Genomic DNA, 22,480 nt, shown 5'->3' with positions numbered 1-22,480 from the left:
AAACCACAAAGCTGCACCGCAACATCACTGGTCAACCCATTGAAACAGGCCCTAGCGGTGCTCGTTCACCGGCGCCGTGGACAGCAGGTCGTCGCGGTAGTCGGCGGGCAGCTGCTGCGCCAGGTCGTCGAACTCGCCCTCGCTCACGCCCGCCTTCAGCGCCGCGACGACCGCGCGGGCGTGCTCGCGTGCGCCGTCCTGGGTGCAGCCGTGGCCTTCCGCGTCCATGACGCGCCGGTAGAACTCCTCGACGCCGAACGACGCGCCCTCACCGGTCTCGGGCAGCGCCTCCTTGATGCCGGCGGGCAGCTGTCCGGCCAGGTCACCGGGCTCACCGCCGGCGAGCCGCTGCCCCAGCACGGTCAGGGTCGCGCGGGTGGCGTCGGCGGCGTGCCCGGCGTCCTCCAGCCCGGCGGTCCGGCGCACGGCGGCGACGATCTCCTGTTCCTTCATCACACCTCCCGGTGAACTCGTCTCCGCAAGGCGCATACCCGGCCGCCGTGGGCCTGACACGTCACCCGGCCTCCGGGGGCGCCACCGCCTCCAGCCCCCACGCCTCGCGGAACGCAGAGACCGTCAGCCACGCCAGCCGGGCGTTCACCGCGAACAGCTGGCGCACCGAGGTGAGCGTGTCGAAGGAGGCGTCGCCTTCGCTGTCCCGGCCGCGCGCCAGCTCGGCCTCGCCGAAGCCGTCGCCGAAAACCTCCCGGATCGTGCCCAGGTAGTAGAGGTAGCCGAGGGTTTCGAGCTGGACCCGGCGCAGGCCCTCGTCGTCGCCGGGCGAGACGGGCGGGCGCGTCGCCGCCTTCAGCAGGACCGGCGCGTCCGGCACGGCGTGCGCCTCGACGTGCCGGACCAGCTCACTGGCCCGCGCGTGGTCGTACGCCTCGCGCGCGACGACCGTGCGCAGCCCGGCGAGCTTGCCCTTCAGGTCTTCGTCGACCACCCGGCGGCACACCGCGTCGAGCGCCCCGGGCTCCGCGGTCACCAGCCGCGCGACGCGGATCAGCTCCCGCGGCAGCCCGCCGGCCAGGCAGTGGCAGAGGCAGACGAACGGCTCGGGCAGGCCCAGCACGCGGGCGCCGAGCACGGCGCTGGCGTCCGGCAGGCGGAGGTGGTCCAGCCGGAAGATCATGTCGAAGGCGCTGTCGAACGCGTCCCGCACCGGCAGCCCGCGCCGTTCGAACGACGCGAGCGCGTCCTCCGACACCGACACCAGGAACAGGAACCCCGGCACGTCGAGGTTGAACAGGGCCTTGACCTCGTTGACGAAGTCCTGCGCCTCCTCCGGCGAGAGGATCTTGTCCAGCTCGTCGAGCACGATCACCACCGAGGGCGTGGCGATGTCCGGCAGGCGGGAGACGCAGTCGATCGTGGTGCGGAGGAACTCGCCGAACTCGTGCACGATCTGCGGATAGCTGCGCGGCTGGCGGGTCAGCTCGCGGGAGTCGCTCAGCCCGGTCTCCGCCCCGAACAGCAGGCCGACCTTGCCCGACCACCCCGAGGTGTGCTTCTGCTGGAACTCGATGCCGTCCAGGGTTTCCCTGGCCAGGTCCCGCAGTCCGGGCAGGTCCCGCGGCCTGCGGGTGAGGGCGGGCGCGGGCGCCGGCGTGAACCGGCGCCGCCGCGCCAGGTACAGCACGGTCACCCCGGCCAGCACGACGACGAGCGGCCACCACATGGCCGACAGCCAGCTGCCGAGGTCCTGGCGCGGCCCGTTGACCGCGGCCGCGCCGACGAACCCGACCACGACCCACAGGACGACGGCGGCCAGCAACGGAGCGGCGGGCCGCAGCAGCGCGAGCCGCTCGGTCCACCGCGGCGGCCGGTCCTTGATCCGCGCGGCGCAGAACCCGAGCACCTCGGCGCAGGTGCGCGCGAAGAGGTGGAGGACGAACTCGCGGGCGTCGTAGCGCACCGGGACGCTTTCCAGGACCACGATGTGCTGACGGCCCGCCTCGAGGAACCGGCCCGCCTGGTAGGCCTCCAGCAGGGTCGACTTGCCTGCGCCGCGCGGCCCGGCCACACCGATGGCCCCGCCGCTGATCCCGCTGGTGAGCCGGCGCAGCCGGGTGAACGCGGCGGTGTCGACGATGCGGTCGCCCGCGCGCATCAGCCCGAGCCCGGCGCGGTTGAGCTCCGGCAGCACCGTGCTGAACGACGGGTTCACCGCCTCGTTCAGGTGCCGGGTGACCGCCGGGAGCACCGCGCGCATCGCCGCGGACAGCCAGTCCCGCTCGGCCTCGCCGACGCGCACCCGCAACGCGTCCCGTGTGGCGGTCCACTTCGCACTGCCGCGCCGGTCCGGGTCCTGCGACAGCCGGGCGGGCACCAGCCCGGGGCTCAGCGACAGCGGGCCGCCCAGCACGAGGACCAGCAGGGTGACGCCGTCGGCGAGCAACCACACCTGCCAGTCCGGCCACGGCAACGGAATCACGTGCGACAACAGGAGGTAAGCCGCCACCGCGGCCACCGCGGCGGTGAGCGTGGTCCGCGCGACGACCGGCGGCGGGATGCGGCGTCCCGGCTCCTCGTCCTTCTCCGGGCTGAAGGTCGCCAGGCACGCCGTCAGGAGCACGAACCCGGCGGCCAGCCCGGCCAGCACCCACACCACGGTGGCCCAGAACGGCCCCATCGCCGCCTTCGACGACGGCCACAGCCGCCACAACACCAGCAGGAAGGTCGTCGCGATCGCGGTCGTCACCGGGAAGCCGGCGCCGGCGCGGGCGGGCTGGCCGGTGAGCCTCGTGCCTGCCCTGGCGATCAGCCGGTGGGCCCACCGCAGCGAGAACCCGCCCACCACCGCCCCGGCCAGGAAGATCCAGAACCGCGCGCCGCCGCTCAGCGACGTCTGGCCGAGCTGCCAGGCCGCGAGCGGGAACACCAGGCCCGGCCACATCGCGGCGCCGGTGAGCGCGTGGCCCTTCCGGTCCCGGGCCGACGGCGTTCGCAAGGGCGGGGTGGCGTCGCGTTGCTCGTGGTCGGCCAGCGCCTGCCGGGCCAGCCGCAGCCCCGCGATCTCCGGGTTGGTGTACCGCAGGATGCCCTGGCTGCCGCGCAGCACCGCCGACCGCACGTGCGCCCGCACGCCCGCCCGGTCGGCCTCGGCCACGCGACGGCCGAACTCGGTGGCGACCGAGGGATCATCCAGGGCTACGTCGACGAGCTCCGGCAGGCGATCGCGGAGTTCCGAGACCAGCGCATCCGGGACGGCGCCCGCCGTGTCGCCCGGTGCCCCGGCGGACGCCTCGTGCAGTGCGGTCATGATCGAGCACTGTATCGGCGCGCCGCCCGGACGGCCCGCGTTTCGGCGGATCTAGGTCCCGACGGTCCGGCTGCGGCTGGCCCGCCGGCCGCGGCACCAACCTCACCGCCCCACCCGCCTAGGGCAGGCGCTGCCCCACGAACAGCGACGTGCCGGCGGCGGCGACGAGGGCCAGCGTGCCGAGCAGGACCCACGGCCTGCTGGCGTCGGCTTCCTTCATCTCGTAGCCGATCTGCTCACCGAGGTCGGCGTAGACCTCCTTGAGCTGCTCGGCCGAGCCCGCTTGGTAGAACTGCCCGTCGGAGAGGCGGGCGACCTCCTGCAGCGAGCCGTCGTCGACGTCCACCGGCACCTCGCGGCCGTCGATCTCGACCGTGCCGTGGCTGGTGCCGAAGGAGATCGTGGAGATCGGGACCTGCTGCTTGCGCGCCTCCTGCGCGGCGGTGAACGCGCCGCGCGGCGCGTAGAGGTCGTCGGGCACGGTCTGCTTGCCGTCGCTCATCAGCACGATCCGCGCGGGCGGCGGCCCGTCGGCGCCCCCGACCACCGCCGAGAAGCCCTGGATCGACTGCAGCGCCGCGTAGATGCCTTCGCCGGTCGCGGTCGACTGGGCCAGCTTGAGGTTGTCGATCGCGCTGACCACGCTCTGCCGCTGCGTCGTCGGCGCCACCAGGACCGTCGCGGTGCCCGCGAACGACACCAGGCCCAGGTTGATGCCGGGCGTGAGGCCCTGCGCGAACTGGGTCGCCGCGTCCTGGGCCGCCTTGATGCGGGACGGCTTGACGTCGGTGGCCTCCATGGACAGCGACACGTCCACCACCAGCATCACCGTGGCCCGGTTGCGCGGCACCTTCTGCTCGGCGGTCGGCCCGGCCAGCCCGACGGTCAGCAGCAGCAGCGACACGATGATCAGCGCGGCCGGCACGTGCCGCGGCCAGCCCTGCGAGCGGGGCGCGATGCGGTCGAGCAGTTCGAGATTGGTGAACCGCATGGTGCGGCGCCGCCGGGCGCGCTGCGCCAGCACGTAGCCGACCGCGACCGCGGCGACCACGAACAGCAGCAGGAACCACCAGGGCGCGCTGAATCCGGAGAGGCTCACGCGACGCCCCCGCTCCACCGCCGCTTGCGTGCCACCACGAACCGCACGGTGTCGGCGATCCAGTCGGAGTCCGTGCGCAGCACCAGGTGCGCCGCGCCGGCCTGCCGCAGCGCCCGCGCCACCTGGTCGCGGTGCGCCTGCGCGGCCGCGGCGAACTCGCGCCGCAGCAACGCCGAGGCCCGCACCTCGCGTTGTTTGCCGGTCTCCGGGTCGGCCAGCACGATCGTGCCCACCTCCGGCAGGTCGACGTCGCGGGGGTCGATCACCTCGATGCCGATGAGGTCGTGCCGCGCGGACAGCGCGCGCAGCGGGCGCTGCCACCCGGTGCCGCCGAGGAAGTCGGACACCACGACGACGAGACCGCGCCGGCGCGGCGGCCGGCGCAGCTGCTCGACCATGGCGGCGAGGTCGCCCCGGGTGCCCTCGGCCGCGCGCGGCATCTCGGCGATCTTGCGCAGCAGGTTGCGGGCGTGCGCGCGGCCGCCGCGGGCCGGGACGCGTTCGGTCTGATCGCCGTTGGAGAACACCGCGCCGAGCCGGTTGCCACCGCCGCCGGTCAGGTGGGCGATCGCGGCGACCGCGCACACCACCAGGTCGCGCTTCTCGGACAGGGCGGTGCCGAAGTCCAGGCTCGCGGACAGGTCGGCGGCCACCCACGTCTCCAGCTCGCGGTCGGCGACCGTCTCGCGGATGTGCGGCTCGGTGGTGCGGGCGGTGACGGCCCAGTCCATGCGGCGCACGTCGTCGCCCGGCTGGTAGGGCCGCGCCTCGCCCGGCTCGGAGCCGGGGCCGGGCACGAGGCCGAGGTGGTTGCCCTGCAGCAGGCCGTCGAGCCGGCGGCGCACCTCGAGTTCGAGCATGCGCAGGCCGGCGTCGAGCCGTTCACCACGGAGCACGGGCGGCGCCCACGCGGGCCGGGCGCTGCCGTCGCCGGTGTTTCCCCTGGCCACTACCGCCCCGGGGTCCCGTTCGGCAGCGGCTGGGCCGGACCGCCCTGCGGCCGGGCGGAGACCTGCGGCAGCGGCACGGTCTGCAGCACGCGGGTGATGATGTGGTCCAGCGGCACGGCGTCGGCGAGCGCGTCGTAGGACAGCACGAGCCGGTGGCGCAGCACGTCCGGCACGACGTCGACGACGTCCTGGGGCAGCACGTAGTCGCGGCCGCGGACGAGCGCGAGCGCGCGGGCGGCGGCGATGATGCCGAGGCTGGCGCGCGGCGAGGCGCCGTAGGACACCCAGCCCGCGACGTCGGTGAGGCCGTGCTCGGCCGGGGTGCGGGTGGCCAGCACCAGGCGCACCACGTAGTCGACGAGCGAGTGGTGCACGAACACCTTCGCGGCGACGTCCTGCAGCCGGACCAGCTCGGCCGGGCTGAGGACCTCGTGCGGCTCCGGCGGCGTGACGCCCATCCGGTAGATGATCTCGCGCTCCTCCTCCGCGGAGGGGTAGTCGACGATGATCTTGAACAGGAACCGGTCGCGCTGCGCCTCCGGCAGCGGGTAGACGCCCTCGTTCTCGATCGGGTTCTGGGTCGCGAGCACCAGGAACGGGTCGGGCATCGGGAAGGTCTTGCCCCCGATGGAGACGTGCCGTTCGGCCATCACCTCGAGCATCGCGGACTGCACCTTGGCCGGCGCGCGGTTGATCTCGTCGGCGAGGACGAAGTTCGCGACGACCGGGCCGAGCTCGACGTCGAACTTCTCGCTGCCCTGACGGTAGATGCGGGTGCCGAGGATGTCGGCGGGCACCAGGTCGGGCGTGAACTGGACGCGCGAGAACGAGCCGCCGACGACGCGGGCGAGGGTCTCCACCGCGAGGGTCTTCGCCACGCCGGGCACGCCCTCCAGGAGCAGGTGCCCCTTGGCCAGCAGGCCCACCAGGAGCCGCTCGACGAGCCGGTCCTGCCCGACGATCACCCGCTTGACCTCGAACACGGTGCGCTCGAGCAGCTGCGCGTCCCGCGCGGGGGTCGCGGACTGCTGTTGCCCGTTCGCGCCCTCCGGGTAGCGGGGCTCGGTCACGGTTCCCTCCTCGCTCACGTTCACCTCTGCGCTGCGACCGTACTAGCCGGCCGGGCGCGGGAGGTCGCCACGGTAGTCAACTCGCTCAGCGGTGTGACGACTGTGAACTGCCGGACGGCGTCAGGCCAGGCGGTCGAGGTCCCGCGGCGTGTCGACGTCGGCGCACTCCCCCGGCGCGGCAGGCACCTCCACGATCTCCAGGTGGCCCAGCACGCGACGCAGGGCAGCCCCGTGCGGTTGGGCGGGCAGGGCGGCGCGCAGGCTCGCGGTGCGCCACACGCCGATGAGCCACTGGCGGCGGCCGGTGTCGTCGGTGAGCAGTGCGCCGTCGGCGTCGCCGAGCGCGGCGGTGAGCCGCTCCACTGTGGACGGTGTGACGCCGGCCAGGTCCCCGGCGAGCAAGACGACGCGGCTCGCCGAGACGTGCCGGAGCCCCGCGGCGACGGCGGCGACCGGCCCGCCGCCCGGCGGGTCCTCGCGCGCCCAGCGCACTCCGGTGATCCCGTCCCGCGCCGGCCCCACCACGACGACCGGATCGGCGCCGGCGACCGCGTCCAGCGCGCGGCGCAGCAGGGGCCGCCCGCCGACCGGCAGCATGGGTTTGTCCACACCGGACATCCGGCGAGCGGAGCCTCCCGCGAGCACGACGGCGGCCAGGTCGGTCACGCCGCCCAGGCTATCCCGGCCGTTCGGACGCGGCCGGGGTGTGTCTCACAGAGGTTCCGGCTGGTGGCCGGCGCGCCGACGGCGGGCTTCGACGCGCCGCTAGCTAGCCGACCAGGCGCGTCGCGAACGGCATGATGTCTCCGTAGCGCACCCGGGTCACCCGCACGGTCAGCCCGGACTGCGGGGCCTCGATCATCATCCCGTTGCCGAGGTACAGCGCCACGTGGTGGATGCCGCTGCGGCCCCAGAACAGCATGTCCCCGCGCCGCATCTGCGCCAGCGGCACCCGCCGCCCGGAGGTGTACTGGTAGCCGCTGTAGTGCGGCAGCGCCTTCACCCCCGCGAAGGCGTAGATCATCAGCCCGGAGCAGTCGAACCCGACCTTGCGGTAGTCGCCGTAGGCGTCGGCCACGCCGCCGTCGCGGATGCCGCGCGTGGGGCCGTAGGCGTTGCCGCCGCCCCACGCGTACGGCACGCCGAGCTGCGACATCGCCCGCGCGACGACCCGCTCGATCGTCGCGGACGCCGAACCGGACGCGACCGGGGGCGGCGACGGCCTGCCGGCGTTCCCGCCGCCGCTGGGCTGCGAGTTGGACGCCTGCGCCGCGGCCAGCGCCGCCTGCCGCGCCTGCTCCTCGTCCTCGCGCTGCTTCTGCGCGAGCCAGTCCTCGTAGCGCTGCCGCTGCCCCTGCAGCCCGCTGACCCGCTGCTGCGCCTCGAACAGCTGCTGCTCGACCGTGGTCTTCTGCGCCACCAGCTGCGCGTTCTGCGCCGCCTGGTTCTGCTGGGCCTGCACGGCCACGGCCTGCGCGGAATCGGCGGTGATCTTCGCCCGCGCGGCCTGGTCCTGCGCCTGCTGGGCGAGCTGCAGCGCCTGACGCGCGGCGGCGTCCTTGTTGGACTTGTCCGTCTGCGCCTGCTGCATCATCTCCAGCGCGTTGAGCTGGCTGCCGCTGACGGCTTCCAGCAGCTGGGCGCGGGCCAGCAGGTCCTTCGGGCTGCTCGCGCCCAGGTAGGCCGAGATCGACCCCATGGTGCTGCCCTGCTGGTAGCTGCTGGAGATGAACGCGTCGAGGTTCGCCCGGGCCGCGTCGATCTGGGCCTGCGCGGCGTCGGCCTCGCGCTTGGCCGCGTCCGCGTCGCGTTGCGCCTGGTCGGCCGCGTCCTGCGCGGCCTGCAGGTCGACCAGCGCCTTGTTGGCCTCTTCCATGCGCAGCTCGACCGTGCTCTGCAGCTCGTCGAGCCGCGACTCGGCCTCGGCGAGCTGGTTGGTCAGCTGCCCGACCTCGCCTGCCTTGGCGTCGGCGTCGCGCCGGCTCGCGCTGATCTCGGAGTCGCTCGGGTTCGGCGGCGGTGGCGGCACCGCGGCGGCCGGCCCGGTCGCGATGGACACCACCACGAGCGCCAGCGCCCCGGCCCCCAGCCAGCGGCGCGCTCTCCGGCCCTGGTCACCCACGCCCTCGACTCCCTCCCGCGGACAGACTTCCCCACTGCATCGCGAACTGTGCCACCCGAGTCACTCGCAGACCAGGTGTCACACGCGGCACAGCTGCAACTTTCACCCCAACCGGGGATCCTCCGGGCGTTCCGGCGCGTCGGAGGAGCGTGCAGAGATCGCGAGCCGGCCCCGCCGTCGCCACGCTGGGCCTGGCCCTGGTGGTGGCGGGCACCTTCCTGCCCTGGTTCCGGTCGGGGTCGGTCAACCGGAGCAGCTACGCGGCGGCCGGGCTGGCCGACCGGCTGGCGCTGCTCGACGACCCGCTCGCCGGCACGGCGCTGCGGGCGTGGGTGGCGGTCCCGGCGCTGGCGGCGGCGTGCCTGGTGCTGCTGGTCTGCGGTCTGGCGCGCACGGGCGCAACGTTGACGGCCCTGCTGGCGATTACCGGGGGAACCGTCGCGCTGATCGCCACCGTCCAAGCGGGCGGAACCACGGGGGTGGTCTCCGTCGCCCTGGCCGGGCCGGTGACCACGCTCTGCGGTTCCGCCCTCGCGCTGGCCGGCGCGGTCGGCACCTTCATCACGGCGAGAGCAGGTAGAACACGGTGAGCACGCCTCCCCAGGACGGTCAGTGGCCGTACCAGCAGAACCAGTACCCCGGGCAGCAGTACCCGCAGCAGCCGTACGGCCAGGGGTACCCGCAGCAGCAGTATCCGCAGCAGCCGTACACGCAGCCCTTCCAGCAGCTGCCGCCCCAGCAGCCGCCGAAGCGGGGCCGCCGCGGCCTGATCATCGGGCTCGTCGTCGCGCTCGTCGTGCTGCTCGGCGGTGGCGGCACGTGGTTCGCACTTTCGCAGCGGAATTCGATCGCCTCCGGCGCGGCCACCCCGACCGAGGCGGCGCGGAACCTGGCGACCGCGCTGAGCGGCAGCGACGTGGTCGGCATGGTCGGCGCGCTCGCGCCCGCCGAGGCGAAGCTGCTCACCGAACCGATCGGGCAGACCACCGACGAGCTCAAGCGCCTGGGCATCCTCAAGCCGGACGCCAACCCCGAGGCGCTGACCGGGATGCAGGTCAAGGCCGAGAACCTGACGTTCGACGAGGCGGGCGCGGAGCAGGTCAACGACCACCTGACGATCACCAAGCTCACCGGCGGCACGATCACCGTCACCGCCGACCCGTCCAAGCTGCCGCTGTCGGACAAGCTGATGGAACAGATGCCGGCGGGTGAGGGCCCGCAGACCGAGACGATCGACATCGCCGACGAGGTCGCCGACTCCGGCGAGCCGATCCGCATCGCCACGGTCAAGGTCGACGGCGAGTGGTACCCGAGCCTGCTCTACACGATGGCCGACTACGCGCTGCGGGACGCGAACGAGCAGTGGCCGTCCACCTCGATCCCGGCGCGCGGCGCGACCAGCCCGAACGAGGCGATCAAGCAGCTCGTGCAGGCCGCGCTCGACGCCGACGTCACGCGCGTCATCGAGCTGCTGCCGCCGGACGAGATGGCAGTGCTGCACGACGCCGGCCCCGCGCTCGTCGCCGCCGCGGCCGAGGACGCCGAGCCCAGTGGCGCGAAGCTGCTCGACCTGCGGACCGAGACCTCCGAGGTGCCCGGCGGCACCCGCGCCACCGTCACCCACGTGCAGATCCAGGGCCCGGACGGCGAGACCTACACCGTGACGAAGAAGGGCGACTGCTACGAGGCGACCGGTGAGGGCCGCACCGAGGAGCTGTGCGCCGACTACCTGGCGGACACCCTCGAGGACGAGGTCGGCTCGTCGGTGCCCGAGGAGGTCACCCAGGTCCTGCAGCACCTGTCGAGCGGCATCCTCGGCCAGGGCCTCGGCGTGATCACCACCGAGGTGGCCGGGCAGCACTACGTCAGCCCGCTGCGCACGTTCAACGAGCTGGGCCTGACGGTGCTGCGCAGCCTGCAGCCGGAGGACATCACCGCGCTGCTGCGCCTGGCGGAGTAGCGCGAAGCAGATCACACCGCTGCCTGGGCGGGTCGCGTTGAAGTCAAAAAAGGACAAGCGTACTGTTTGCCGTGTGGGAGCCTGCGCCGTCCCCGCGTCTGCGGACGCGAGCCGCGTGCGCCAGACTCGCGACAGACAGACCCGAACCGAACTGACGGCGACGACCCTGCCCAGGGAGTTAGACGTGACCGCACCAGCCAGCAAGGACAGCTTCGGCGCCCGCGACACCTTGAAGGTGGGTGACGCCTCGTACGAGGTGTTCCGCCTGGACAAGGTGTCCGGGTCCGAGAAGCTGCCCTACAGCCTGAAGATCCTGCTCGAAAACCTCCTGCGCACCGAGGACGGCGCGAACATCACCGCCGACCACATCCGCGCGCTGGGCAACTGGGACCCGACCGCCGATCCGTCGATCGAGATCCAGTTCACCCCGGCCCGCGTGATCATGCAGGACTTCACCGGTGTCCCCTGCGTGGTCGACCTGGCCACCATGCGCGAGGCCGTCACCGACCTCGGCGGCGACCCGGACAAGGTGAACCCGCTCGCCCCGGCCGAGCTGGTCATCGACCACTCGGTGATCATCGACGTGTTCGGCCGCGCCGACGCCTTCGAGCGCAACGTCGAGATCGAGTACGAGCGCAACCGCGAGCGGTACCAGTTCCTGCGCTGGGGCCAGGGCGCGTTCGACGAGTTCAAGGTCGTCCCGCCGGGCACCGGCATCGTGCACCAGGTCAACATCGAGCACCTGGCCCGCACGGTCATGGCGCGCAACGGCCAGGCCTACCCCGACTCGTGCGTGGGCACCGACTCGCACACCACGATGGTCAACGGCCTCGGCGTGCTGGGCTGGGGCGTCGGCGGCATCGAGGCCGAGGCCGCGATGCTCGGCCAGCCGGTGTCGATGCTGATCCCGCGCGTCGTCGGCTTCAAGCTGACCGGCGAGATCCCGGCCGGCGTGACCGCGACCGACGTGGTGCTGACGATCACCGAGATGCTGCGCCGCCACGGCGTGGTCGGCAAGTTCGTCGAGTTCTACGGCGAGTCCGTCGCCCAGGTGCCGCTGGCCAACCGCGCCACCATCGGCAACATGAGCCCGGAGTTCGGCTCGACCGCGGCGATCTTCCCGATCGACGACGAGACGATCCGCTACCTCAAGCTGACCGGCCGCTCGGCCGAGCAGGTCGCGCTGGTCGAGGCCTACGCCAAGGAGCAGGGCCTGTGGCACGACCCGAGCCGCGAGGCGTCCTACTCCGAGTACCTGGAGCTGGACCTGTCGACGGTGGTGCCGTCGATCGCGGGCCCGAAGCGCCCGCAGGACCGCATCGAGCTGACCGACGCGAAGTCCGCGTTCCGCAAGTCGGTGCACGACTACGTCGAGGAGCAGCACCCGACGCCGCACACCAAGGTCGACGAGAAGGTCGAGGAGTCCTTCCCGGCCAGTGACGCGCCGAGCCTGTCCTTCGCGGACGAGGACGCGGAGCCCGCGCTGCAGTCGGCCGCGAACGGCGCGTCGGGCCGCCCGTCGAAGCCGGTCACGGTGCGCTCCGAGGAGCGGGGCGAGTTCGTGCTCGACCACGGCGCCGTGGTGATCGCCTCGATCACCTCCTGCACCAACACCTCCAACCCGTCGGTCATGCTGGGCGCCGCCCTGCTGGCCCGCAACGCGGTGGAGAAGGGCCTGTCGGTCAAGCCGTGGGTCAAGACGTCGATGGCGCCGGGTTCGCAGGTCGTCACCGACTACTACGAGAAGGCCGGCCTGTGGCCGTACCTGGAGAAGCTGGGCTACCACCTGGTCGGCTACGGCTGCACCACGTGCATCGGCAACTCCGGCCCGCTGCCCGAGGAGATCTCGGCCGCGGTGCAGGAGAACGACCTGACCGTGGTGTCGGTGCTGTCCGGCAACCGGAACTTCGAGGGCCGGATCAACCCGGACGTCAAGATGAACTACCTGGCGTCCCCGCCGCTGGTCATCGCCTACGCGCTGGCCGGCACGATGGACTTCGACTTCGAGGAGCAGCCGCTCGGGCAGGACTCGGACGGCAACGACGTGTTCCTGCGCGACATCTGGCCGTCGCCGCAGGAGATCCAGGAGACCATCGACTCGGCGATCACGCAGGAGATGTTCTCCAAGGACTACGCCGACGTGTTCGACGGCGGTGAGCGCTGGAAGTCGCTGCCCACCCCGGAGGGCAAGACCTTCCAGTGGGACCCGGAGTCGACCTACGTGCGCAAGCCCCCGTACTTCGAGGGCATGCAGGCCGACCCGGAGCCGGTCACGGACATCAAGGGCGCTCGCGTGCTGGCGAAGCTGGGCGACTCGGTGACCACCGACCACATCTCCCCCGCCGGCGCCATCAAGGCGGACTCGCCCGCCGGCCGGTACCTGGCCGAGCACGGCGTGGACCGCAAGGACTTCAACTCCTACGGCTCCCGGCGCGGGAACCACGAGGTGATGATCCGCGGCACCTTCGCCAACATCCGGCTGCGCAACCAGCTGCTGGACGACGTGCAGGGCGGCTACACCCGCGACTTCACGCAGGAGGGCGCGCCGCAGGCGTTCATCTACGACGCCGCGCAGAACTACGCCAAGGCCGGCATCCCGCTGGTCGTGCTGGGCGGCAAGGAGTACGGCTCGGGTTCGTCGCGTGACTGGGCCGCCAAGGGCACCCGGCTGCTCGGCGTGCGCGCCGTGATCGCCGAGTCGTTCGAGCGGATCCACCGGTCCAACCTGATCGGCATGGGTGTCATCCCGCTGCAGTTCCCGGAGGGCGAGTCGGCCTCGTCGCTGGGCCTGGACGGCACCGAGACGTTCGACTTCGAGGGCATCACGAAGCTCAACGAGGGCGAGACGCCGCGGACGATCAAGGTGACCGCCACGAAGGAGGACGGCACCAAGGTGGAGTTCGACGCCGTGGTGCGGATCGACACCCCGGGTGAGGCGGACTACTACCGCAACGGCGGCATCCTGCAGTACGTGCTGCGCAAGATGACCCGCGCCTGACGGTTTCTCTTCCGAGAAGCGCCCGCGAGCCCCGCTCGCGGGCGCTTCTTTCGTTCGTGCGGGAAGCGCCGCGCGCGCTGAGCGGGTTCCCGTGCCGTGCCGCCCGGAATCGCGATCGCTTCGGCTCGTTCGGCGGTGACCGCCCACGCGCGGCACCAGTCGTGGTGACCTCGCACCCGCACGACAGCCGCCTCCACGTCGCCGACGTCGCTCGCGCCGCACACGGCCTTGACCCTGGACTTCGCCACCAGCGGGGTCCTCGGCGGGACGCCGCGGCGGCGCTGGGACGGGTTCATCGGCTCGTCGGAGGGCCGCCCGTGCCGTGAGGACAGTGTCCCGTCCGGCCACCCGTTGCGACCCGACGCCTCGGGCCGCGGCACGCCGACGCTCGTCGTGACCAACGGCAGCGACGGCGCGGTGGGCGATCTGCGGAGCGGGCGTGCGTGGCGGCCGCGCTGGAGCGGAGCTGGAACGCGTTCGTCTACGACGGACCCGGCCAGCAGTCCCTGCTGTTCGAGCGGGGTGTCCCGTTCCGCCCGGACTGGGAGGCCGTGCTGACGGCGGTGCTGGACACCGTCCTCGCGCGGCCCGAGGTCGACACCGGCCGGGTCGCGCGAGGACGGCCTGAGTCAGGCCGGTTTCTGGCTGCCCAGCGCGTTGGTGTTCGAGCACCGCCTCGTCGCCGCGGTGGCCGCCCCGGGGGTGGTGGACGTGTCGGCCTCGTGGACCGCGCCCCTGCCGGGGAGCTTGGTCCGGCAACTCGACGCGGGCGACCGCGACGGGTTCACCAAGGGCATGCGGACAGCCGAACGACTGCCTGACATCCGCCGGACGCTGGAGTTCCGCGCCCGCCCCTCCGGCATCCGGGACCGATTCGACCTCTACCGCGCCGTGCGCGAGTACCGGCTGGACCAGGCGCAGGCGGCGGCCATCCGCACTCCCCTGCTGCTGACCGATCCCGAGGGCGAGCAGTTCTGGCCCAGCCAGTCCGCCCGGCTGGCCGGGATGCTGCCCGGGGCCGAGGTCGTGCGGTTCACCGCGGCGGAGGGCGCGTCCGGGCACTGTGAGCCGATGGCGCGGCTGCTGGTCGAGCAGCAGGTGTTCGACTGACTCGGCGAGCGAATCGCCCAGAGCCGCGCCGTATAGGTCGTTATACGCCACTCAGGCGATGACCGGCTCCAGGTACCGCTGCAGAGCGCGCTTCAGCTCGCGAATCCAGATTTCCCGCTCCTCCTCGGCGGCGCTCACCACCGTGCCCAGCAGGGCGCCGAAGATCTGCGTCGCCACCACCGCGGTCGTCCGGCGCTCCGCCGCCGGCAGCGACGGCGCCCGCGCCGCGAGCACCTCCTCGATCTTGCCGACGACCGCCTGGTGCAGCGCGCGGGTCGGCGCGGCGAGGCGTTCGGGCATGCCGGCGTCGGCGAACAGCGCCTTGAACCCGGGGTTGTCCAGGTTCACCTGGATCATCGGCGCGGCCATGCGGTCGATCAGTTCCGGCAGCGGCAGTTGCGCGTACCCGACGTCGAACGCCTTCTCGTGCGCGGCCCGCAACTGCTCGCGGTACCGGGTGGCCAGCGCCTCGGCCAGGGCCTCCTTGTTCTTGAAGAACTGGTACAGCGTGCCGGGCGACACCCCGGCCCGTGCGGCGATCGCGTTCGTCGTCGCGCGGGCGTACCCGGCTTCGGCGAACACCTCGGCCGCCGCGTCGGTCAGCTGTTCCATGCGGCGCTGCCCGCGTGCCTGTCGGCGGCGGGCCGGGGCCTCTTCGGACACAGTCCTCCTCCGGAGTTGACAAATGCGAGCGATCGCTCGTAATTTCGAACGCGAGCGATCACTCGTGTTCCTGTCAGACTACCGCCCTCCCGGAGTTCCGCCATGCCCTCACCGCTGTCCCGTCTCGGCCGGTTCACCGTGCGCCGCAGACGCTGGGTCCTCGCCGCCGCCGTCCTGCTCACGCTGCTCGCGGGCGCACTCGCCGCCGGCGCCATGAACGCGCTCACCCTGTCCCGCATCGACGCGCCCGGCTCGGAGTCCGACCAGGCCAAGGAGATCCTGCGTGCGCAGTTCGACACGGGCCCGCCCAACCTGCTGTTCCTGGTCACCGCCGCCGAGGGCACTGTCGACGACGCCGCGGTCCGCGCCGCGGGCGAGGCCGTCGCCGCGGACCTGGCCGCACAGCCCGGCGTCGCGGAAGTCGCCTCGTACTGGTCGCGCGGCGGGAGTCCCGCGCTGCGCAGCGAGGACGGGCGCCAGGCGATCATCCTCGCCCTGGTCCCGGGCGGGGTGAACGAGAGCCGCGAACGCGTCGGCGAACTCGCCGCGGCCTTCACCGGCCCGCGCGGACCGGTGACCCTGGAGGCCGGCGGCCAGGACGAGGTGTTCCGCGAGGTCGGCGCGCAGGCCCGCACCGACTTCCTGCGCGCCGAGGCGATCGCGATCCCGCTGGTGCTGCTGCTCCTCATGCTGGTGTACCGGCGGGTCGCGGTCGCGCTGGTGACGCTCGGCGTCGGCCTGTTCGCCATCGTCACCACCCTCGCCGGGTTGCGCGTGCTGACCGCGGTCACCGAGGTGTCCACGTTCGCCGCCAACCTGACCCTGGTCATGGGACTCGCGCTGGGCGTGGACTACTGCCTGTTCGTCGTCGCCCGCTACCGCGAGGAACTCGCCGTGGGCCGGGAGGTCGGTGACGCGGTCACCACTGCAGTCGCGACCGCCGGGCGGACCGTGTTGTTCAGCGGTCTCACCGTCGCCGTCTCGATGTGCGCTCTGCTGCTGTTCCCGCTGGCGTTCCTGCGCGCCTTCGCCTACGCCGGGGTGCTCGTCGTGCTCACCGCGATGCTCGGCGCGCTGGTCGTCCTCCCCGCCGCACTGGCCGCGCTCGGGCACCGCGCCGCGGATCCGGTACCACGCGCCCGCCGGTCGGCCGGGTGGTACCGGATCACCAGCCAGGTGCTCCGCCGCCCGGTGCTGACCGGCGGGCTCGCGCTCCTGGTTGTGCTCGCACTGGCCGCGCCGCTGCTCGGCGCGCGGTTCGGCGTGCCGGACGACCGGGTGCTGCCCGCGGATTCGCCGAGCCGGGTCACCAGCGACTCCGTGCGCGCCGGGTTCGACCAGGAGGAGACCGACGCGCTGTATGTGGTCCTGCCGCGGGCGGGCGAGATCACCGGCTACGCCGAGGCTCTGTCCGAACTGGACGGTGTCGCCCAGGTCGATTCCGCGGCGGGCACGTTCGCCTCCGGCGCACTGGCCCGCACCCCCGGTCCGGACGCCGCCCGGTTCACCGCGGACGGCGGCACGTTCCTCACCGTCATCCCCAGCGCGCAGGCGCTGTCCGGCGACATCGGCGATCTCGTGCAGCGCGTCCGCGACCTGCCAGGGCCCGCCGCGAAACTCGTCGGCGGGAGCCCGGCCGAGATGACCGACTGGAGGGACCGGGCCACCAGCCGGGTGCCGCTGGTGCTCGCCGTGATCGTGCTGCTGACGCTGCTGATCCTGTTCCTGATGACCGGCAGCGTGCTGCTGCCGCTGAAGGCCACGGTGCTCAACCTGCTCAGCCTCGGTGTCATGTTCGGCGCGCTGGTGTGGGTGTTCCAGGACGGCAACCTCGCCGGGCTGCTCGCGTTCACCCCCACCGGCACGCTGGAGACGAGCATCCCGATCCTGATGTTCTGCGTCGCCTACGGCCTGTCCATGGACTACGAGGTGTTCGTGACCTCGCGCATCCGGGAGGAGTACCTGCGCACCGGCGACACCAACGGCTCCGTCGCCACCGGGGTGCAGCGCAGCGCTCCGCTGGTCACCACCGCCGCCGCGATCCTCGCGCTGTCGTTCGCGACCTACACGACCGGCGGCGTGGTCTACCTGAAAATGCTCGGGCTGGGCATGTTCGTCACGGTCCTGGTCGACGCCACGCTCCTGCGCGGCGTGCTGCTCCCGGCGTTCATGCGCCTGGCGGGCCGGGCGAACTGGTGGGCCCCGGCGTTCTACCGGCGGCGCCTGGCCCGCGCCGAGCCCCAGCCCGCGGCGGGCGCTACCGCAGCTGGTCGCGGCGGCGCGTGAGGTAGGCGGTCTCCGCGGTGTTGCCCGCCAGCTCGATGGCCTTGTCGTAGGCCGCGCGGGACTCCGGGCCGCGGCCGAGCCTGCGCAGCAGGTCGGCGCGGGTGGCGTGGAACGCGTGGTAGCCGGCCAGCCGAGGCTCCAGGCTGTCGACCGCGGCGAGCGCCACCTCGGGGCCGTCGAGTTCGGCGACCGCGACGGCCCGGTTGAGCGCGACGATCGGCGACGGGTCGAGGCGGACGAGCTGGTCGTAGAGGGCCAGGATCTGCGACCTGTCGGTGTCGCGGCTGTCGCGGGCGGAGGTGTGCACGGCGTTGATCGCGGCCAGGATCTGGTAGCGGCCCGGTGCCACCCCGGCCGCGGCGGCCGCGAGGCGCTCGCGCACCAGCCGGTGGCCCTCGGCGATGAGCGCGGCATCCCAGGCGCCGCGGTCCTGCTCGTGCAGGGGAACCAGCTCGCCGCTCGCCGACACCCGCGCCGGGCGGCGCGCCTCGATGAGCAGCATCAGCGCCAGCAGCCCGGCCACCTCGCCGTCGTCCGGCAGGAGGGCGCGGATCAGGCGGGTGAGCCGGATCGCCTCGGCGGTCAGGTCGTCCCGGACCGGGGCGGCGCCGGACCCGGTGGCCAGGTAGCCCTCGTTGAACACCAGGAACAGCACCGCGAGCACACCGGACACGCGTGCCGGGAGGTCCTCCGCCGACGGCACCCGGTACGGGATGCGGGCGGCCTTGATCTTGGCTTTCGCGCGGGTGATCCGACGCTCCATCGCGGTCTCGGCCACCAGGAACGCGCGGGCGATCTCGCGCACGGTCAGGCCGCCGACCATGCGCAGCGTCAGCGCCACGCGAGCCTCCACCGCCAGCGCGGGGTGGCAGCAGGTGAAGATCAGCCGCAGCCGGTCGTCGTCGATGACGCCGAGGGGCCCGGGTGGTTCGTCGTCGTGCACCATCCGGGCCTCCTTCTGCTTGTCGTCGCGTTTGTTCTCGCGCCGGATGCGGTCGATGGCCTTGCGGGTGGCGGTGGTGGTCAGCCAGGCGCCGGGGTTGGGCGGCACCCCGTCGGCGGGCCACCGCTCGACCGCGGTCGCGAACGCCTCGGCGGCGGCCTCCTCGGCGATGTCGAGGTCGCCGAAACGCCGGGTCAGGGCGGCCACCACCCGGGCCCACTCCTCGCGGTGGGCCCGGGTGACCGCCTCGCGCGCGTCCGTCACCGGAACGGCCGCACCTCGATCTTGCGGTCGCAGATCTTGGAGGCCTCGGTGGCGAGCTTGAGCGCCACGTCCAGATCGGGGGCCTCCCAGATCCAGACGCCGGCGAGGTACTCCTTCGACTCGACGAAGGGCCCGTCGCTGAACACCGCCTGCTCGCCCCGGTTGTCGACGACCGTGGCCGACTCGGTGTCCGCGAGCCCGCCCGCGAAGACCCAGTAGCCCTCGGCGATCAGGCGTTCGTTGAACGCGCTGATGGCCGGCTGCCGGTCAGTCCGGCCGGGGTTGTCCTTGTCGTCGATGACGGAAACCAGGTACTGCATCTGAAGATCAGCTCCTCGGGTGGGCGGGGTTTTCAGGCGGTGGCGTACTGCGGGCGCCCGGCGGGCCGGTAGACCTGGATGGTCACGCCCTTCGAGTCGGTCCGCGAGTCGACGAGGTCGAGCGCGAGATCGGGGCCCGCGTCCGGGAACAGCCGCGCGCCCTGCCCGACGACCACCGGGATCACGATCAGGGTCAGCTCGTCGACCAGGTCGTTGGCCAGCAGCCACCGGATCAGGGCGCCGCTGCCGTGCACCTGCAGTTCGCCGCCGGGCTTGGCTTTCAGGTCGGCGACGGCGGCGGCCAGGTCGCCGCGCAGGACGGTGGTGCCCGCCCACGCCGGGTCGGTCAGGGTCGTCGAGGCGACGTACTTGGGCCGGTCGTGCAGCGCCCGCCGGACGGGCTCCCAGCCGGGGACATCCGCGTCGGTCCCCCACGCGCTGGCGAACAACTCGTAGGTCCGCCTGCCGAACAGGAACGCGTCGGCGCGCTGGTAGGTCTGCTTGATCAGCGCGTGGGTGCCGTCGTCGCCCTTGCCCATCGCCGCCCAGCCGCCGCGGTCGAACCCGCTGCGGCGGTCCTCCTCCGACGCGCCGCCGTTGCCCTGCATCACGCCGTCGACGCTGATCTGGGTCATGGTCGTCAGCTTCATGGTCGCGGTTCCTCCACCTCGGCGCCGCCCCATCCGCGGGCGGCCTCACCCTGACCACGAACGCGACCACCCGGATCCGACACCGCCCCCGGAACTTTTTTGTTCGCGCGCCTACCGGGGGGTGAGCAGGAAGATCGGCAGCTCGCGGCCGGCGGCGAGGCGTTCCATCTCGTAGCCCGGCCAGAAGTCGAGCAGGCGCTGCCACATCCGGTCGTAGTCCTCGCCCTTGACCGGCTGCGCGGTGACCGGGATTTCCTTCCCGCGGATGGCCACCGTCGCCTCGGCGTGCTCGCGCAGGTTGAAGGTCCAGCCGGGGTCGCGGGGGCGGCCCCAGTTGGAGCCGACGAGCACGAAGCCGTCCTCGTGCGGGAAGTACAGCAGGTTCGTGCTGCGTGGCAGGCCGCTCTTGCGCCCCAGGGTGGTCAGCCGCAGCGACGGCAGGCCCGCGATGCCGACCAGGGTCACCCGGCCGCCGAACCAGCGGTGCAGCCGCTTGTCCGCCCAGATGATGACCTTCGCGAGCCGCATCAGCCACGGGCGGGTGCCCAGCCTGCGGGCCAGGAGCGGGAGCGGATTCTTCACGACCCCTATTGGACCACCCGCCCGCCCCCGCCACCGGGCACCCCACGCTGCGGCGCCGGTCACGATCCCGCAGCGGCGAGGCCTGGTCGGTTTCCGGGGCGGGTGACGGGCAGGTGTCGCATCCAGTTGCGGAGTCATCGGCGCACCCGCGGCAGGGACAAGCCCGAGCCACGAGCGGCGGTCCGTTGCCGCCGAGAGTGCGGACCTGGTCGGCCCGGCCTTCGGCACGGCTGAGCAGCCTGCGCCGCGGCGCCGGCCACCGCCCCCTCAGCGGCACCGCGAGCCCTTGTCCGCGTGACGGGCAGGCATCGCACCAGATGCGGAAGCATCGGCGCATCCGCGGCCAGGCCGGGACCGACCGGTACCACGAGCGGCCATCCGTTGCCGCGATCGTGCCGGACCCGGCCTCCGGCGCGGCGGAGCAGCCCACGCCGCGCCGCCGGTCAGGATCCCCCCGCGGCCGGCTAGCTCATCGCGCGGGCCAGGGACACCCCGAACCGTCCAGCGGCGTCGGTCCACCAGTGCTCGACCTCGAAACCGGCGTCGTCCAGTTCCGCGGTCACGCCGTCGCGGCGGAACTTCGCCGAGATCTCCGTCCGGATGTGCTCGCCCGCCTCGAACGAGACCTCCATGCCCGCGCCCGGGATCGACACCCGCACCGGCTCCGGGGCGCGCAGCCGCATCTCGATCCACTCGTTCCGAGCGTCCCAGTGGGCGACGTGCTCGAAGGAGTCCGGGTCGAAGTTCGCGCCCAGCACCTCGTTGACCACGCGCAGCACGTTGCGGTTGAACTCCGCCGTCACGCCGGCCGCGTCGTCGTAGGCGCGGACCAGCGTCTCCGGGTCTTTGACCAGGTCGGTGCCCAGCAGGAACCACTCGCCCGCGGCCAGCACGTCCCGCACCGAGCGCAGGAACTTGCCGCGGTCGGCAGGCAGGAAGTTGCCGATCGTCCCGCCCAGGAACGCGACCAGCCGGGGCGGTTCGCCGGGCAGCAGGCCGAGGTGCTCGGTGAAGTCGCCGACCACGCCACGCACGTCGAGCCCCGGGTAGCCGGCCTGGATCGCCTCCACCGCCTCGGCCAGCGCGGCCTCCGACACGTCCAGCGGCACGAACGTCCGGAGACTGCCGTGGTCGCGCAGCCCGTCGAGCAGCAGCCGGGTCTTCTCGCTCGACCCCGAACCGAGTTCGACCAGCGTGTGCGCGCCGGTGATCTTCGCGATGCCGGCGGCCTCCCGCGCCAGCACCTCGCGTTCGGCCCGCGTCGGGTAGTACTCGGGCAGCGCGGTGATGTCCTCGAACAACCGGCTGCCCGCCGCGTCGTAGAACCACTTGGACGGCAGCCACTTCTGCTCGGCCGACAGCCCCTCCCGCACGTCCGCGCGCAGCGCCTCGGCGATCTCGGTGGCGCTGCGGTGGATGTCCAGTTCGGACTCGGTCATCAGGGAACACTCCGATCGGCGTTGAGGGGAATGACTTCGACGGCGCCGTGCCGGGCCGCGACGAGGTGCCGGTCGGGCACCTCCGACCAGCCGGGCGCGTCGTCGAGCGGTTCGGACGCGAAGAGGACGGCCTCGCCCTCGACCCGCACCGACAGGGCGTGGGTCCAGGCGGTGCCGACGAGGACGGCGCCGTCGGTGAGCAGGAAGTTCAGCCGCGACCCCGGCGCGGCGCGCTCGACCTGGGCGATCAGGTCGGCGACCGCGCCCACGGGGTCCTCCCCCGCTTCCAGCCGCTCCCGCAGCAGCGCCCACAGCACCGCCGAGTCGGTGGGCGCCTCCAGGGTCATCAGGTCGGTGACCGGCAGCTTCCCGGCCAGCGCGGCGAGGCTGTCCGGCCAGCCGCGCACCATCCCGTTGTGGCTGAACAACCACCGGCCGCCGGTGAAGGGCGCGCACGCGCCCTCCCCGGACGGCATCCCGGTGGTGCCGTTGCGCACCGCGGCGACGAACGCTCCACTGTGGACCGACCGCGCCAGCCGCGGCAGGTCCTGATCGCTCCACAGTGGAACCGGGCGCCGGTACCGCACCGGCTCCGGGCCGTCGCCGAACCAGCCCAGCCCGAACCCGTCGGCGTTGACCACGCCGCCGCCGCGCATGTCCCGCGGCGCGTAGGTCTGCCGCAGCAGCGAGTGCGGCGCGTCGAACACCGGCTCCGCCGGCGAGCGCGGCGGGCCGAGGTAACCCAGGTGGCGGCACACC

General features: G+C 73.0%; 19 protein-coding genes. 5 read left to right on the top strand and 14 right to left on the bottom strand.

The genetic code is table 11. The features are described from left to right. Nucleotides 1-51: 51 nt before the first annotated feature. The 7 genes from L2C96_RS08705 to L2C96_RS08675 all read right to left on the bottom strand — a co-directional run bounded on the left by L2C96_RS08705 (nt 52) and on the right by L2C96_RS08675 (nt 8,506). Nucleotides 52-453 carry a DUF2267 domain-containing protein gene (locus tag L2C96_RS08705; RefSeq protein ID WP_020418446.1) on the bottom strand — a complete coding sequence of 134 codons (402 nt, stop codon included), beginning with the start codon at nt 451-453 and terminating at the stop codon, nt 52-54. A 61-nt stretch (nt 454-514) separates the two neighbouring features. Continuing rightward, a complete protein-coding gene (locus L2C96_RS08700) occupies nt 515-3,265 on the bottom strand; it encodes a transcriptional regulator (RefSeq protein WP_237335797.1) in 2,751 nt (916 codons plus the stop codon). A 118-nt stretch (nt 3,266-3,383) separates the two neighbouring features. After that, nucleotides 3,384-4,364 (bottom strand): VWA domain-containing protein, encoded by a 981-nt coding sequence (locus L2C96_RS08695; RefSeq protein ID WP_020418448.1) that lies wholly within the window; start codon nt 4,362-4,364, stop codon nt 3,384-3,386. After that, a complete protein-coding gene (locus tag L2C96_RS08690) occupies nt 4,361-5,314 on the bottom strand; it encodes a DUF58 domain-containing protein (protein ID WP_020418449.1) in 954 nt (317 codons plus the stop codon). Before L2C96_RS08690 ends, L2C96_RS08695 begins: the two co-directional genes overlap by 4 nt. Next, nucleotides 5,314-6,384 (bottom strand): AAA family ATPase, encoded by a 1,071-nt coding sequence (locus L2C96_RS08685; protein ID WP_020418450.1) that lies wholly within the window; start codon nt 6,382-6,384, stop codon nt 5,314-5,316. The genes L2C96_RS08690 and L2C96_RS08685 overlap by 1 nt, the downstream gene beginning before the upstream one ends. 120 nt (nt 6,385-6,504) lie before the next feature. Next, the gene (gene mobA, locus L2C96_RS08680) at nt 6,505-7,050 is read right to left on the bottom strand and encodes a molybdenum cofactor guanylyltransferase (protein ID WP_308191143.1); all 546 of its coding nucleotides are present in this window, start codon (nt 7,048-7,050) and stop codon (nt 6,505-6,507) included. Between the two features lie 103 nt (nt 7,051-7,153). Continuing rightward, nucleotides 7,154-8,506, bottom strand: coding sequence for an NlpC/P60 family protein (locus L2C96_RS08675; protein ID WP_237335796.1), 1,353 nt, complete (start codon nt 8,504-8,506; stop codon nt 7,154-7,156). A 149-nt stretch (nt 8,507-8,655) separates the two neighbouring features. Here L2C96_RS08675 and L2C96_RS08670 point away from each other — a divergent pair, with 149 nt between their 5' ends. The 4 genes from L2C96_RS08670 (at nt 8,656) to L2C96_RS08655 (ending at nt 14,574) form a co-directional block, all read left to right on the top strand. Next, nucleotides 8,656-9,096, top strand: a complete 441-nt coding sequence (locus L2C96_RS08670) for a hypothetical protein (RefSeq protein ID WP_237335795.1) — start codon at nt 8,656-8,658, stop codon at nt 9,094-9,096. Then, nucleotides 9,093-10,466 carry a flagellar basal body protein FliL gene (locus L2C96_RS08665; RefSeq protein ID WP_237335794.1) on the top strand — a complete coding sequence of 458 codons (1,374 nt, stop codon included), beginning with the start codon at nt 9,093-9,095 and terminating at the stop codon, nt 10,464-10,466. Before L2C96_RS08670 ends, L2C96_RS08665 begins: the two co-directional genes overlap by 4 nt. Nucleotides 10,467-10,650: 184 nt before the next feature. Beyond that, nucleotides 10,651-13,464 carry an aconitate hydratase AcnA gene (acnA, locus tag L2C96_RS08660; RefSeq protein WP_237335793.1) on the top strand — a complete coding sequence of 938 codons (2,814 nt, stop codon included), beginning with the start codon at nt 10,651-10,653 and terminating at the stop codon, nt 13,462-13,464. Nucleotides 13,465-14,124: 660 nt separating this feature from the next. Next, nucleotides 14,125-14,574 carry a hypothetical protein gene (locus tag L2C96_RS08655; RefSeq protein WP_237335792.1) on the top strand — a complete coding sequence of 150 codons (450 nt, stop codon included), beginning with the start codon at nt 14,125-14,127 and terminating at the stop codon, nt 14,572-14,574. 51 nt (nt 14,575-14,625) lie between these two features. Here L2C96_RS08655 and L2C96_RS08650 read toward each other — a convergent pair whose 3' ends face one another. Beyond that, nucleotides 14,626-15,186: a TetR/AcrR family transcriptional regulator gene (locus L2C96_RS08650; RefSeq protein ID WP_051362637.1), complete on the bottom strand. Its 561-nt coding sequence runs from the start codon at nt 15,184-15,186 to the stop codon at nt 14,626-14,628. Nucleotides 15,187-15,339: 153 nt separating this feature from the next. Here L2C96_RS08650 and L2C96_RS08645 point away from each other — a divergent pair, with 153 nt between their 5' ends. Further along, a complete protein-coding gene (locus L2C96_RS08645) occupies nt 15,340-17,523 on the top strand; it encodes an MMPL family transporter (protein ID WP_237335791.1) in 2,184 nt (727 codons plus the stop codon). Here the strand turns inward: L2C96_RS08645 and L2C96_RS08640 are convergent. The 6 genes from L2C96_RS08640 to egtC all read right to left on the bottom strand — a co-directional run bounded on the left by L2C96_RS08640 (nt 17,495) and on the right by egtC (nt 22,479). After that, nucleotides 17,495-18,730 carry an RNA polymerase sigma factor gene (locus L2C96_RS08640; RefSeq protein WP_237335790.1) on the bottom strand — a complete coding sequence of 412 codons (1,236 nt, stop codon included), beginning with the start codon at nt 18,728-18,730 and terminating at the stop codon, nt 17,495-17,497. The two genes, L2C96_RS08645 and L2C96_RS08640, sit on opposite strands and share 29 nt — an antisense overlap. After that, nucleotides 18,727-19,050, bottom strand: a complete 324-nt coding sequence (locus L2C96_RS08635) for a YciI family protein (RefSeq protein ID WP_020418460.1) — start codon at nt 19,048-19,050, stop codon at nt 18,727-18,729. The genes L2C96_RS08640 and L2C96_RS08635 overlap by 4 nt, the downstream gene beginning before the upstream one ends. Before the next feature lie 32 nt (nt 19,051-19,082). After that, entirely contained in the window at nt 19,083-19,700 is a 618-nt protein-coding gene (locus L2C96_RS08630; protein WP_237335789.1) for a dihydrofolate reductase family protein, read from the bottom strand. 111 nt (nt 19,701-19,811) lie between these two features. Continuing rightward, complete coding sequence (locus L2C96_RS08625; RefSeq protein WP_237335788.1) at nt 19,812-20,282, bottom strand: nitroreductase family deazaflavin-dependent oxidoreductase; 471 nt, start codon at nt 20,280-20,282, stop codon at nt 19,812-19,814. Between the two features lie 464 nt (nt 20,283-20,746). Continuing rightward, on the bottom strand, nt 20,747-21,721 hold the full coding sequence (egtD, locus tag L2C96_RS08620) for an L-histidine N(alpha)-methyltransferase (RefSeq protein WP_237335787.1): 975 nt from the start codon (nt 21,719-21,721) through the stop codon (nt 20,747-20,749). Continuing rightward, nucleotides 21,721-22,479 carry an ergothioneine biosynthesis protein EgtC gene (egtC, locus tag L2C96_RS08615; RefSeq protein WP_237335786.1) on the bottom strand — a complete coding sequence of 253 codons (759 nt, stop codon included), beginning with the start codon at nt 22,477-22,479 and terminating at the stop codon, nt 21,721-21,723. Before egtC ends, egtD begins: the two co-directional genes overlap by 1 nt. Nucleotide 22,480 lies beyond the last annotated feature (1 nt).

It is taken from the genome of Amycolatopsis tucumanensis (assembly GCF_021654135.1).
Classification (GTDB): Bacteria; Actinomycetota; Actinomycetes; order Mycobacteriales; family Pseudonocardiaceae; genus Amycolatopsis_E; species Amycolatopsis_E tucumanensis.
The sequence above is the reverse complement of the archived record's forward strand: the minus strand, read 5'-3'. Positions and strand labels throughout refer to the sequence as shown.

Bases quoted from the DNA above. Each gene is read 5' to 3' on its own strand.
- L2C96_RS08635 (WP_020418460.1), bottom strand. From the start codon at position 19,050: ATGCAGTACCTGGTTTCCGTCATCGACGACAAGGACAACCCCGGCCGG.
- egtD (WP_237335787.1), bottom strand. From the start codon at position 21,721: ATGACCGAGTCCGAACTGGACATCCACCGCAGCGCCACCGAGATCGCC.
- L2C96_RS08705 (WP_020418446.1), bottom strand. From the start codon at position 453: ATGAAGGAACAGGAGATCGTCGCCGCCGTGCGCCGGACCGCCGGGCTG.
- L2C96_RS08645 (WP_237335791.1), top strand. From the start codon at position 15,340: ATGCCCTCACCGCTGTCCCGTCTCGGCCGGTTCACCGTGCGCCGCAGA.
- L2C96_RS08700 (WP_237335797.1), bottom strand. From the start codon at position 3,265: ATGACCGCACTGCACGAGGCGTCCGCCGGGGCACCGGGCGACACGGCG.
- L2C96_RS08630 (WP_237335789.1), bottom strand. From the start codon at position 19,700: ATGAAGCTGACGACCATGACCCAGATCAGCGTCGACGGCGTGATGCAG.
- L2C96_RS08650 (WP_051362637.1), bottom strand. From the start codon at position 15,186: ATGGAACAGCTGACCGACGCGGCGGCCGAGGTGTTCGCCGAAGCCGGG.